At 61.4% G+C, this 11,574-nt stretch carries 12 protein-coding genes and 8 tRNA genes; 7 read left to right on the top strand and 13 right to left on the bottom strand.

Annotated features, from left to right (window positions below):
- Nucleotides 1–180: hypothetical protein (locus OKC30_RS16980; protein WP_270809707.1), on the top strand; the 180-nt coding region annotated here is incomplete at its 5' end.
- 103 nt (nucleotides 181–283) lie between these two features.
- On the opposite strand, the gene OKC30_RS16975 is transcribed toward OKC30_RS16980, so the two are convergent.
- From OKC30_RS16975 to lolB, 13 genes are all read right to left on the bottom strand, one after another.
- Nucleotides 284–367: transfer RNA gene (locus tag OKC30_RS16975), tRNA-Leu, on the bottom strand.
- Nucleotides 368–375: 8 nt separating this feature from the next.
- A tRNA-Met gene (locus tag OKC30_RS16970) sits at nucleotides 376–452 on the bottom strand.
- Nucleotides 453–488: 36 nt separating this feature from the next.
- Nucleotides 489–563 (bottom strand) — tRNA-Gln (locus tag OKC30_RS16965).
- Between the two features lie 46 nt (nucleotides 564–609).
- Nucleotides 610–686, bottom strand: a tRNA-Met gene (locus tag OKC30_RS16960).
- 39 nt (nucleotides 687–725) lie between these two features.
- A tRNA-Gln gene (locus OKC30_RS16955) sits at nucleotides 726–800 on the bottom strand.
- Nucleotides 801–842: 42 nt separating this feature from the next.
- Nucleotides 843–917 (bottom strand) — tRNA-Gln (locus tag OKC30_RS16950).
- A gap of 8 nt (nucleotides 918–925) precedes the next feature.
- Nucleotides 926–1,002, bottom strand: a tRNA-Met gene (locus OKC30_RS16945).
- Between the two features lie 235 nt (nucleotides 1,003–1,237).
- Entirely contained in the window at nucleotides 1,238–2,329 is a 1,092-nt protein-coding gene (gene ychF, locus OKC30_RS16940) for a redox-regulated ATPase YchF (RefSeq protein WP_010673843.1), read from the bottom strand.
- Nucleotides 2,330–2,460: 131 nt separating this feature from the next.
- On the bottom strand, nucleotides 2,461–3,057 hold the full coding sequence (gene pth, locus OKC30_RS16935) for an aminoacyl-tRNA hydrolase (RefSeq protein WP_041215615.1): 597 nt from the start codon (nucleotides 3,055–3,057) through the stop codon (nucleotides 2,461–2,463).
- Nucleotides 3,058–3,306: 249 nt separating this feature from the next.
- Entirely contained in the window at nucleotides 3,307–4,254 is a 948-nt protein-coding gene (locus OKC30_RS16930; protein ID WP_010673845.1) for a ribose-phosphate pyrophosphokinase, read from the bottom strand.
- A gap of 239 nt (nucleotides 4,255–4,493) precedes the next feature.
- A tRNA-Gln gene (locus OKC30_RS16925) sits at nucleotides 4,494–4,568 on the bottom strand.
- Nucleotides 4,548–5,426, bottom strand: a complete 879-nt coding sequence (ispE, locus tag OKC30_RS16920; RefSeq protein WP_160839059.1) for a 4-(cytidine 5'-diphospho)-2-C-methyl-D-erythritol kinase — start codon at nucleotides 5,424–5,426, stop codon at nucleotides 4,548–4,550. The genes OKC30_RS16925 and ispE overlap by 21 nt, the downstream gene beginning before the upstream one ends.
- Nucleotides 5,426–6,004 carry a lipoprotein insertase outer membrane protein LolB gene (gene lolB, locus OKC30_RS16915; RefSeq protein ID WP_039039599.1) on the bottom strand — a complete coding sequence of 193 codons (579 nt, stop codon included), beginning with the start codon at nucleotides 6,002–6,004 and terminating at the stop codon, nucleotides 5,426–5,428. The genes ispE and lolB overlap by 1 nt, the downstream gene beginning before the upstream one ends.
- 125 nt (nucleotides 6,005–6,129) lie before the next feature.
- On the opposite strand from lolB, the gene hemA reads away from it, so the two are divergent.
- From hemA to kdsA, 6 genes are read left to right on the top strand one after another with little or no spacing between them, the layout of a single operon-like run.
- Nucleotides 6,130–7,389, top strand: a complete 1,260-nt coding sequence (hemA, locus tag OKC30_RS16910; RefSeq protein ID WP_134996625.1) for a glutamyl-tRNA reductase — start codon at nucleotides 6,130–6,132, stop codon at nucleotides 7,387–7,389.
- 50 nt (nucleotides 7,390–7,439) lie between these two features.
- The gene (gene prfA / locus OKC30_RS16905) at nucleotides 7,440–8,528 is read left to right on the top strand and encodes a peptide chain release factor 1 (RefSeq protein ID WP_041215613.1); all 1,089 of its coding nucleotides are present in this window, start codon (nucleotides 7,440–7,442) and stop codon (nucleotides 8,526–8,528) included.
- Nucleotides 8,528–9,361, top strand: coding sequence for a peptide chain release factor N(5)-glutamine methyltransferase (prmC, locus tag OKC30_RS16900; RefSeq protein WP_039039602.1), 834 nt, complete (start codon nucleotides 8,528–8,530; stop codon nucleotides 9,359–9,361). Before prfA ends, prmC begins: the two co-directional genes overlap by 1 nt.
- A gap of 41 nt (nucleotides 9,362–9,402) precedes the next feature.
- Nucleotides 9,403–9,786 (top strand): SirB2 family protein, encoded by a 384-nt coding sequence (locus OKC30_RS16895; RefSeq protein WP_042880800.1) that lies wholly within the window; start codon nucleotides 9,403–9,405, stop codon nucleotides 9,784–9,786.
- Nucleotides 9,787–9,797: 11 nt separating this feature from the next.
- Entirely contained in the window at nucleotides 9,798–10,598 is an 801-nt protein-coding gene (locus OKC30_RS16890) for a SirB1 family protein (protein ID WP_041212584.1), read from the top strand.
- An 11-nt stretch (nucleotides 10,599–10,609) separates the two neighbouring features.
- Nucleotides 10,610–11,464: a 3-deoxy-8-phosphooctulonate synthase gene (gene kdsA / locus OKC30_RS16885; RefSeq protein ID WP_160839057.1), complete on the top strand. Its 855-nt coding sequence runs from the start codon at nucleotides 10,610–10,612 to the stop codon at nucleotides 11,462–11,464.
- The last annotated feature ends 110 nt before the right edge of the window (nucleotides 11,465–11,574 follow it).

Genomic DNA, 11,574 nt, shown 5'->3' with positions numbered 1-11,574 from the left:
ATCGATTGGATCGGACATACTGAGTACAGTGAAACCAGAATAGAGCAATTAGATCACATCTTTAATCTGATTGGTATTATTGCCCGCAGCGCTCTGCGAGATGAAAAGGGCGGCATCACGCCGGAGCAGGGCATTGCGCCGTCGCAGAGGAGAACACAAGGCGCAGCCGTTGATACATGAGGTGGCGTTGCAGGCGCGCGATGGTATGGAGAGGGGAAGAAGAGCGGCAAACGCCGGATACAAAAAAACCAGCCTGAGCTGGTCTGTTTGGTACTGCTTTCGATGGTGCGGAAGGAGAGACTCGAACTCTCACGCCTAGGGCGCCAGAACCTAAATCTGGTGCGTCTACCAATTTCGCCACTTCCGCAAGAATAATGGTGGCTATGACGGGATTCGAACCTGTGACCCCCGCATTATGAGTGCGATGCTCTAACCAACTGAGCTACATAGCCGTCTTGTGCACGACTCGCGTCGAATACAAGTAAAAATGGCTGGGGCACTAGGATTCGAACCTAGGTATGGCGAGATCAAAACCCGCTGCCTTACCGCTTGGCGATGCCCCAACAGTGTTCTTTGCAATCGGATGATTGAAGGAACGTTTTTCAAACATGGTGGCTATGACGGGATTCGAACCTGTGACCCCCGCATTATGAGTGCGATGCTCTAACCAACTGAGCTACATAGCCGTTTGTTGTCAACCACATAGGTGGAAGAGAACATAAAAATGGCTGGGGTACTAGGATTCGAACCTAGGGATGGCGAGATCAAAACCCGCTGCCTTACCGCTTGGCGATACCCCAACAGCGATGCCTGACAGAGACTATCAAACATCATTCAAAAAATGGCTGGGGTACTAGGATTCGAACCTAGGGATGGCGAGATCAAAACCCGCTGCCTTACCGCTTGGCGATACCCCAACTAGATATGGTGGCTATGACGGGATTCGAACCTGTGACCCCCGCATTATGAGTGCGATGCTCTAACCAACTGAGCTACATAGCCAACCGTGCTTCCAGTGAGTCGTTGCCTCGTCACTGTGCGGCCGGAATTATGCGTATCTGGCTCTGGGGCGTCAACCCTTTTTTTGTTTGAAAAAACGAATTTGGGTGCGTTTGGCGAGTTATTGGCCGCTATCGTGCAAAAGCCCAACAATCTGGTTTTTTTTACGACATTCGCACCCAGATCGCGCCTCTGGCCAGATAAAAAAGAGGCCAGCAAATGCTGGCCTCTCATGGGGTTAGACGTTGAACAGGAAGTTCATGATATCGCCATCCTTGACGATGTAGTCTTTCCCTTCCGCGCGCATCTTGCCTGCTTCCTTGGCGCCTTGCTCACCCTTGTAGGTGATAAAGTCGTCGAAGGCGATGGTCTGGGCGCGAATAAAGCCTTTTTCGAAGTCGGTGTGGATCTTGCCAGCGGCCTGCGGGGCGGTGGCGCCTACCGGAATGGTCCAGGCGCGCACTTCTTTCACACCGGCGGTGAAGTAGGTCTGCAACTTGAGCAGCTCGTATCCGGAGCGGATCACCCGGTTCAGGCCCGGCTCCTCGATGCCCAGATCCGCCATGAACTCGGCGCGGTCTTCGTCGTCCAGCTCGGCGATGTCCGCCTCGATGGCGCAGCAGACGACCACGACAACGGCGTTCTCGGCGGCGGCTATCTCACGGACCTGATCCAGGTAGGGGTTGTTCTCGAAGCCATCTTCCGCCACGTTGGCGATGTACATGGTGGGTTTCAGGGTCAGGAAGTTGAGGTGGCTGACGGCGTCCAGCTCATCCTTGTCCAGCTTCATGCCGCGGATCATCTGGCCGTTTTCCAGGGCAACCTTGATCTTCTCCAGCACTTCCACTTCCAGCTTGGCATCCTTGTCGCCGCCCTTGGCACGCTTGGACTGGCGATTGATGGCGCGCTCGCAGGCATCCAGGTCGGAGAGGGCCAGCTCGGTGTTGATGACCTCGATGTCGTCGGCCGGGGAGACCTTGCCCGCCACGTGGACGATGTTCTCGTCCTCGAAGCAGCGCACCACGTGACCGATGGCTTCGGTTTCACGGATGTTGGCGAGGAACTGGTTGCCAAGGCCTTCGCCCTTGGAGGCACCGGCCACCAGGCCGGCGATGTCCACGAACTCCATGGTGGTCGGCACGACACGCTGCGGATTGATGATGGCCGCCAGCTGGTCGAGGCGGGGATCTGGCATGGGGACCACACCCGTGTTCGGCTCAATGGTGCAGAACGGGAAGTTGGCGGCTTCGATGCCGGCCTTGGTCAGCGCATTGAACAGGGTGGATTTGCCTACATTGGGCAGGCCCACGATACCGCATTTAAAACCCATGGATTGTTACCTTGTTGATGGATGCTTCAAGGGGCCGCGCGGGCGGCCCGTGTCGTGTTGCTTGACCCCGAGGCGAGGGATCTCGCCAGGGGCCGGTCATCTTGAACTGCCTGGCGATGCAGGCTGAAGGCCTAGACTTTCTCGGCCTTGAAGCTGTGCAGGCGATTCATGGCCTTGGTCATGTCCTGCTTGAACAGAATGTCGGTGGCGCGCAAGGATTCGTCCAGTGCGGCCTCGATCAGACTCTGCTCACTGCTGGGCGCCTTGGTCAGCACGAAGCCGGCGACCAGCTCCTTGGCGCCCGGATGGCCGATGCCAAGGCGCAGCCGGAAGAAGTTATTGTTGTTGCCCATCCTGGCGATGATGTCCTTGAGGCCGTTATGGCCGCCGTGACCGCCCCCTTGCTTGAACTTGGCGATGCCGGGAGGCAGGTCCAGCTCGTCGTGGGCCACCAGGATCTCTTCCGGGGCGATCTGGTAGAAGCGCGCGAGCGCCGCCACGGCCTTGCCGGAGAGATTCATGTAGGTGTTCGGGATGAGCAGCCGCACATCCTGCCCGTCCACCAGGAAGCGGGCGGTGTGGCCGAAGAACTTGGGCTCTTCGCGCAGGCTGACATTGTGCCAGCGTGCCAGTTGCTCCACATACCAGGCGCCCGCATTGTGGCGGGTCTTGGCATATTCGGGGCCGGGATTACCCAGCCCGACAATCAGTTTGATTTGACTTGTCACGCTTGATGTCTTCACTCGCTACTTGCCATGGGCGGATGACCCGGGGCAATGGGACGCAATATTCTAGCCGCCGAGTGGCGATCACTCAACCAAAGTGCGGCAAGGTCGGGGAAAAGCCGGACAGAAGGGCTCGGGTGGGGTGGCTCGTCCGAGGTTTTCGTCTCTTGCCGAGTGGAGGTTGGCGGCTGGCGCCAGGCACCCAAAAAAACAAAAACCGCCATTCGGCGGTTTTTGTCACAACAGGGTCTATCAATGCTCGAACATGGCAGAGATGGACTCTTCGTTGCTGATGCGGCGAATCGCTTCGGCCAGCACGGAGGAGAGGGTCAGCTGCTTGACCTTGCCGACTGCCTTCATCTCCGGGGTGAGCGGGATGGAGTCGGTGATGATCAGCTCGTCGATGACCGAATTCTTGATGTTTTCAACGGCGGTGCCGGAGAAGACAGGGTGGGTCGCATAGGCGAACACGCGCTTGGCACCACGCTCTTTCAGCGCTTCGGCCGCTTTGCACAGGGTGCCGCCGGTGTCGATCATGTCGTCGACGATGACGCAGTCACGACCGGCTACGTCGCCGATCAGGTGCATGACCTGGGAGACGTTCGGACGGGGACGACGCTTGTCGATGATGGCGATGTCGGTGTCGTCCAGCAGCTTGGCGATGGCACGGGCACGGACTACGCCGCCGATGTCCGGTGACACGACCACGGGGGATTCGAGGTTCTTGGCCTTCATGTCTTCCAGCAGCACCGGGCTGCCGAACACGTTGTCGACGGGGACGTCGAAGAAGCCCTGGATCTGCTCGGCATGCAGGTCAACGGTCAGCACACGGTCCACACCCACGCTGGAGAGGAAGTCTGCGACGACCTTGGCGGTGATGGGCACACGGGCGGAGCGGACGCGGCGGTCCTGACGGGCATAACCAAAGTAGGGGATAACGGCAGTGATACGGCCAGCTGAAGCACGACGCAGTGCATCCACCATGACGATCAATTCCATCAAATTGTCGTTGGTCGGGGCACAGGTGGATTGAATGATGAAGATATCGCCACCGCGTACATTCTCGTTGATCTGTACGCTGATCTCGCCGTCGCTAAAGCGACCTACGGCAGCATTGCCGAGTTTGATAAACAGGCGATCTGCGATCTTCTGGGCTAGTTCCGGCGTTGCGTTACCAGCAAACAGCTTCATGTCAGGCACGGTTTGAAACCTCGGGGTTGCATCCAGTATGTGGGGAGTCTGATTTTAGACCCGTATCGTTTGGGGGCAAACGATTTAGCAAGATGACGGACAAGGTCTCTGGGCGATGTCGAGGATGGCGTCTCATCACCCGCAGGGTGGGTGGACGGGAATCCACCTTGAGCGCCATCACGTCAGATTGGCCCAAGACACATCGACGAGGTCAACACCTCCCGATGCGGCCTCAACAAGGAGAGAGTTGGCTGGGGTACTAGGATTCGAACCTAGGAATGGCGAGATCAAAACCCGCTGCCTTACCGCTTGGCGATACCCCAATCACTCACTTGTTGCAAAGTGACGAAGAGTGGTGATATGTTCTCGCCCTTGGCGACAAACCCATCCCAGCCTTCCGGCACTCTTGCCAACACCTTCCGAGCAGCCATTTCGTCTTCAAATCGAGCAAAGACGCAGGCGCCAGTGCCCGTCATTCTTGACGGCGCGTATTCTAGCAACCAGCCGAGCGCATTGGCAACCTCGGGGTGGCGCTTTTTCACCAGCAGTTCGCAATCGTTTTTCCACTCTCCTGCCAGCAGATTGTCCAGGGTCATCTTGGGGGTGTTGCGGGGCAGGTCGGGATCCTGGAACACGGCGGCGGTGGCCACATGGCAATCGGGCTTGAGTACCAGGTACCAGGCATCCGGCACCTCGACCGGTTGCAACCGCTCCCCCACGCCCTCGGCGAAGGCGGCCTTGCCCCGCACGAACACCGGCACGTCGGCGCCCAGCTGCACGCCGAGCTCTGCCAGCTCGTCTTCACTCAAGCCGGCTTGCCAGAGGTGGTTCAGGGCCACGAGGGTGGTGGCCGCGTCCGACGAGCCGCCCCCGATGCCACCGCCCATGGGTAGTACCTTCTCCAGCCGGATATGGGCTCCCTGCGGACTGGCCAATCGGCTCTGCAACAGTCGCGCAGCCCGGATGATGAGGTTTTGTTCATCGGGCACGCCGGGAATGGCCGGGCTCAAGGTGAGCTGGTCGCTGCCGGGGATCGGCTCGAATTCGAGCCAGTCGCCGTGGTTGAGGAAGATGAAGAGGGTCTGCAGTTCGTGGTAGCCATCGGGGCGGCGGCCGTTGACGTGCAGGAAGAGGTTGAGCTTGGCCGGGGCTGGCCAGCGGATCGGCGCCTGGTCGTGCATCATGGTGCCAGGGTCCACTCGTTGATCTGCAGCTTGAGACGGCTCTCCTGCCCGGTCATAGTGAGCAGGTGGGGCAGGCGATAGCCGTCCTGATCCCGATAGTCCCCGTAGACGATCTGCCACTGGCCGTCGCGCACGCTGGCGAGGCTGGCATCGGGGTTGAGCTCGAATTCGGCCTGCCCCGGCAATCCCTTGATCCACTCAGGCAGCCCGGCCACTGGAATGTGCCAGCCGGTGAGCTGATAGACCAGGAGCTCGGCATCCTGGCTCTGGTGTTGTTTTCCGTCGTTGTCGAGCAGAGTCACCTCGCCGCCGGTGCGGGAGAGTTCCAGAATATGGGTGCCGATGAGGCTGGTGAGGTTGAGGCGATAGTCATCGCCGTTTTGCTGCCAGTTGAGGCGGGCGCTGCCCTTCTGGCGGGCGGTGATGATGGCCATCTTGCCCGACAACTGCCAGTGTGTGAGGCGTTCGAGGCGGGCGCGCTCCTGCTGCCAGTTGACCTGATCCCGCTGGGGTTGGGTGGTGGTACAGCCCGCCAGCACCAGCAGGCAGGCGAGGGAGAAGATACGCAACAACAAGGTGGAGCTCCGCAGATGAGGTTTGCGACAGTATAAGGGGCGGCCGTATTGCTTTTAAAGACTTACCCTTTCTCGTACAATTGTCGGCCTCTACACCCTGTGCATGAAACGATCATCACCCACCCATGAGTCTGCTTGCCCTCGGAATCAACCACAACACCGCCAGTGTCGCCTTGCGGGAGCGGGTCGCCTTTGGCCCGGACCGCATCGATCGCGCCCTGCGTGAGCTGGTGGAGCAGCCTGGCGTCAGCGAGGCGGTGATCGTCTCCACCTGCAACCGCACCGAGCTCTATTGCAGCCTGGAGCAGGGGCAGGGGGAGCAGGTGCTGAACTGGTTGCAGCGGTTCCACGGGCTGGAGGCGAGCGAGGTGCTCTCCGCCATCTACCGGCACCAGGACGAGGAAGCGGTGCGACACCTGATGCGGGTGGCCTGCGGCCTCGACTCCCTGGTGCTCGGGGAGCCGCAGATCCTGGGGCAGATCAAGCAATCCTACGCCCACGCCCAGCAGGCGGATGCGGTGAAAGGATCCCTGGAGCGCCTGTTCCAGAAATCCTTCTCGGTGGCCAAACGGGTGCGCACCGACACCGAGATCGGCGCCAGCGCAGTGTCGGTGGCCTTCGCCGCCGTGAGCCTGGCCCGCCGTATCTTCTCCGATCTCTCCCAGACCAAGGTGCTGCTGGTGGGCGCCGGTGAAACCATCGAACTGGTGGCCCGCCACCTGCGCGAGCAGAGCGTGACCCGGATGATGGTGGCGAACCGGACCCTGCAACGGGCCCAGTTGCTGGCAGAGGAGTTCGGTGCCCAGGTAATGACCCTGGAGGAGATCCCGGACTACCTGCACGAGGCGGACATCGTCATCAGCTCCACGGCAAGCCCCCTGCCCATCATCGGCAAGGGCATGGTGGAGCGGGCGCTCAAGGCGCGTCGCTTCAAGCCCATGTTCCTGGTGGATATCGCCGTGCCCCGCGACATCGAAGCCGAGGTGGACGAGCTTTCCGATGCCTATCTCTACACGGTGGACGATCTGCAGGGCATCATCGAGCAGAACCTAGAGACCCGCAAGCGGGCGGCCGCCGAGGCGGAACTCATCGTGCAGGAAGAGCGCGACGAGTTCATGGGCTGGTATCGCAGCCAGCACTCGGTGGATCTCATTCGCGATTATCGCCATCAGTCACAGCAGGTCGCCGACGAAGAGTTGCAGCGGGCCCTGCTGGCCCTGCAACAGGGTGAAAATGCCGAGCAGGCGCTCAAGGCCATGGCCCATCGCCTCACCAACAAGCTGATCCACGCACCGACCCAGGCCCTGCGCCAGGCCGCCGCCCAGGGGGACAGCCACAAGCTGGCCCAACTGCGTCAGGTGCTGGGATTGTCACAAGAATCATAGTGTTGGGACGGCCCTTTGCCGTCCCGTCCTCCATCGAGAATCCAAGAGTCATGAACCCCTCATTGATCAGAAAGCTGGAAGGCCTCATCGAGCGCCATGAAGAAGTACAGGCCTTGCTCGGGGAGCCCGGGGTCGCCTCGGATCAGGACAGATACCGCGCCCTGACCCGGGAGTATGCCCAGCTGGAAGATATCGTTCACGCCTTCCAGCGTTTCCGCCAGGCCGAAGAGAACCTCGACACCACCCGGCTGATGCTGGAGGAAGAGGATGCCGAGCTGCGGGAGATGGCGCAGGAGGAACTGCCGCTCGCCAAGGCGACCTTCGAGGAGCAGGAGCAGGCGCTTCAGGTGATGCTGTTGCCGCGCGACCCCAAGGATGACAACAACTGCTATCTGGAGATCCGCGCCGGTGCCGGTGGCGACGAGGCGGCCATTTTCGCGGGGGATCTGTTCCGCATGTACTCCCGCTACGCCGAGCGTCAGGGGTGGCGTGTCTCCATCGTCAGCTGCAATGACGGCGAACACGGCGGCTACAAGGAGGTGATCGCCAAGGTGGACGGCGAGCACGTCTACGGCCGCCTCAAGTTCGAGTCCGGCGGCCACCGGGTGCAGCGAGTCCCCGAGACCGAATCCCAGGGCCGGGTGCACACCTCCGCCTGTACCGTGGCCGTGCTGCCGGAAGTGCCGGAAGCCGAGCAGGTGGAGATCAACCCCTCCGAGCTGAAGATCGACACCTTCCGCGCTTCCGGTGCCGGCGGCCAGCACGTCAACAAGACCGACTCCGCCATCCGCATCACCCACCTGCCCACCGGGCTGGTGGTGGAGTGCCAGGACGAGCGCTCCCAGCACAAGAACCGCGCCAAGGCGATGTCGGTGCTCTCCGCTCGCCTGCAGGCGGCCGAGGACGAACGCCACCGCGCCGCCGAGCAGAGTACCCGCCGCAACCTGGTGGGCTCCGGGGATCGCTCCGAGCGCATCCGCACCTACAACTATCCCCAGGGGCGTCTCTCCGAGCACCGGATCAACCTCACCCTCTATCGTCTGGGCGAAATCCTGGAAGGGGATCTGGACTGCGTGATCACCCCCCTGGTGCAGGAGTATCAGGCGGATCAGCTCGCCTCCCTGGCCGAGAGCAACTGATGCAGATCCAGCAGGCCCGCGCCCATATCATGGCGACCCTGGCCTCCGGGGAATCCCCCCGTGCCGACGCCGATGCCCTGCTCTGTCATCTGCTGGATTGCCGGCGCAGCTATCTGATGACCTGGCCGGAGCACGAGCTCGATGCCGCCCAGCAGGCGACCCTGGCGGGCTGGCTTGCCCGTCGCCTCAATGGTGAGCCCATTGCCCACCTCATCGGCGAGCGGGAGTTCTGGTCGCTGCCGCTGAAAGTGAGCCCGGCCACCCTGATCCCGCGCCCCGATACCGAGGTGCTGGTGGAACAGGCGCTGGCCCGCCTGCCGGGCGGCCCCTGCGCCCTGCTGGATCTGGGCACGGGCACCGGTGCCATCGCCCTTGCACTCAAGTCTGAGCGACCGGATGCCGATGTATGGGCGGTGGACAGGATGCCGGCCGCGGCCGCGTTGGCCCGCACCAACAGCGCCGCCCTGGGGTTGCCCATCGAGGTGCGCGACGGCAGCTGGTTTGCGCCGCTCTCGGATGCACCGCGCTTTGCGATGATCGTCTCCAACCCGCCTTACATCGACGGGACGGACCCCCATCTTCACGAGGGGGACGTGCGCTTCGAGCCGCGCTCCGCCCTGGTGGCGGAGGAGCAGGGGCTGGCGGATATCCGCCTCATCGTCACCCAGGCGCCCGCCCATCTGGTGCCAGGTGGCTGGCTGTTGCTGGAACACGGCTGGGATCAGGGGGAGGCGGTGCGTCAACTCCTGCTGCAACAAGGCTACGTCCAGGTGGAAACCGTGCGCGATTACGGCGATAACGAGCGGGTGACCCTGGGGCGCCTGGCTCAGTGATATGACGGGCGGCCCGGTCTGCCCCTGTTCAAGGAAATCTTATGTATGTTGTTCTCAAGCATCTGCACCTCACCCTGATTGCCGGGGCCGTGCTGATGTTTATCCTGCGCTTTTACTGGTTGCAGACCGGCTCCGCGCTAGCAGGGGGAGCCCGCACCCTCAAGATCAGCGGCTGGCTCAACGGCCTGGTGGTGCTCTCCGGTGCGCTGCTCTGCATGGTGCTGGGTCTCAACCCCCTCAACAACGCCATCCCCTGGCTGGCCGAGAAGCTGACATCCATCCTGGTGGTGGCGTTTCTGGCCATGATGGCGCTGCGTCTGGCCCGCAGCAACGGCATCCGCTGGTTTGCCTTCCTGGGCGCACTGGGGTGGATCTTCTTTATCGCCAAGCTTGCGGTGCAAAAGCAGGCCAGCCTGTTCGGCTAGGAAGGATGACGATGATACGTGTGGATGAGTGGACCGACTTCGAGGCTCACGATCTGGCCGAGCTGGCGCTGTCGGTGAGCGACGAGATCCGGGGCCATGGCGGCACGGGAGAGGCCGAGCTTGCCCGCCTCGATGCCTGGCTGGACGAGACGATTGCCGAGGGAGACTGCGACGAGGTGCGCCGTCAGCTGTTGCAGGGTTTCTACCAGACCCTGGGCTTTCGTGGCGACTGGCAGGATTACTTCTCGTCCGCCAACTGCGATCTGGACCAGGTGCTGGCAAGGCGCAAGGGGATCCCGGTGAGCCTTGGCATCCTCCTCATCCAGCTGGGTCGCAAGATAGGGCTGGATGTGGAGGGGATCTGCTTCCCCGGCCATTTCCTCCTGAGTTTTGCCGGTCTGGACGGGGAGGTCTATGTGGACCCCTTCAACGGTGATGAACTGAGCCGGCACCGCATCGAACTGCTGCTGCGCGGTGCCCTCGGCAACCTGGCGAGTCTGAGCGATGATCATCTGCAGCCATCGGGGCAGTGGGAGATCATCGAGCGCTTGCTCAATGTCAGCAAGGGCGCCCTGCTGCGCGAGGAGCGCATGACGGAGGCGTTGCGCTGCAGCGAGCTGCTGCTGCGCATGAAGCCCGGCGATCCGCTGGAGACGCGGGATCGGGGCTTCATCTATGAGCAACTCGATTGCCCGCGCTTTGCCGCCGACGATTTCGAATACTTTATTGAACAATGCCCTGATGATCCCGTGGCCGACGTGCTGAAAACCCAGCTGGCCACCCTGGATCTCAGTCCCAAGCCCCTCCATTAAGGATCCCTGAGATGGAACAGAAGAATATCAAGGTCAACCAGATCGACGTCGCCAACGACAAACCTTTCGTGCTGTTCGGCGGCATGAACGTGCTGGAATCCCGCGACATGGCGATGGCGGTGTGCGAGAAGTACGTGGAAGTGACCAGCAAGCTCGGCATCCCGTTCGTGTTCAAGGCGAGCTGGGACAAGGCCAACCGCTCCTCCATCCACTCCTATCGCGGCCCGGGTCTGGAAGAGGGGATGAAGATCTTCCAGGAGCTGAAAGCGACCTTCGGCATGCCGGTGATCTCCGATCTGCATGAGCCCCATCAGGCCAAACCGGTCGCCGAGGTGGTCGACGTCATCCAGCTGCCCGCCTTCCTGGCGCGCCAGACCGATCTGGTGGAGGCCATGGCCCGCACCGGCAACGTCATCAACATCAAGAAGCCGCAATTCCTGAGCCCAAGCCAGATGAAGAACATCACCGACAAGTTCGAGGAGTGTGGCAACGATCGCCTGATCCTCTGCGAGCGCGGTGCCAACTTCGGCTATGACAACCTGGTGGTGGACATGCTGGGCCTGAGCGTCATGAAGAAGAGTACCGGCGGCTATCCGGTCATCTTTGACGTCACCCACTCCCTGCAGTGCCGTGATCCCCTGGGAGCGGCCTCCGGCGGTCGCCGCGAGCAGGTGACCGAGCTGGCCCGTGCCGGCATGGCGGTGGGCCTGGCCGGTCTCTTTATCGAATCCCACCCGGATCCGAAAATTGCCCGCTGCGACGGCCCGAGCGCTCTGCCGCTGGAGAAGCTGGAAGGCTTCCTCAAGCAGATGAAGGCCATCGACGATCTCGTCAAGGGCTTCGAGCCCCTCGATACCTCCGCCTGATCGCGATTTTTACTATCAAAAATGCCCCGCCATGCGGCAATGCTGTTCAGATAAGCACTTTTTTGACTGATTATTCATAAATTGGATTTGAGTTGAGGGGGCAAGGCTGT

Origin of the sequence: Aeromonas sp. QDB18 (assembly GCF_027705325.1) — a bacterium.
GTDB lineage: Bacteria > Pseudomonadota > Gammaproteobacteria > Enterobacterales > Aeromonadaceae > Aeromonas > Aeromonas caviae.
This window is presented reverse-complemented; position numbering and strand designations above follow the sequence as displayed.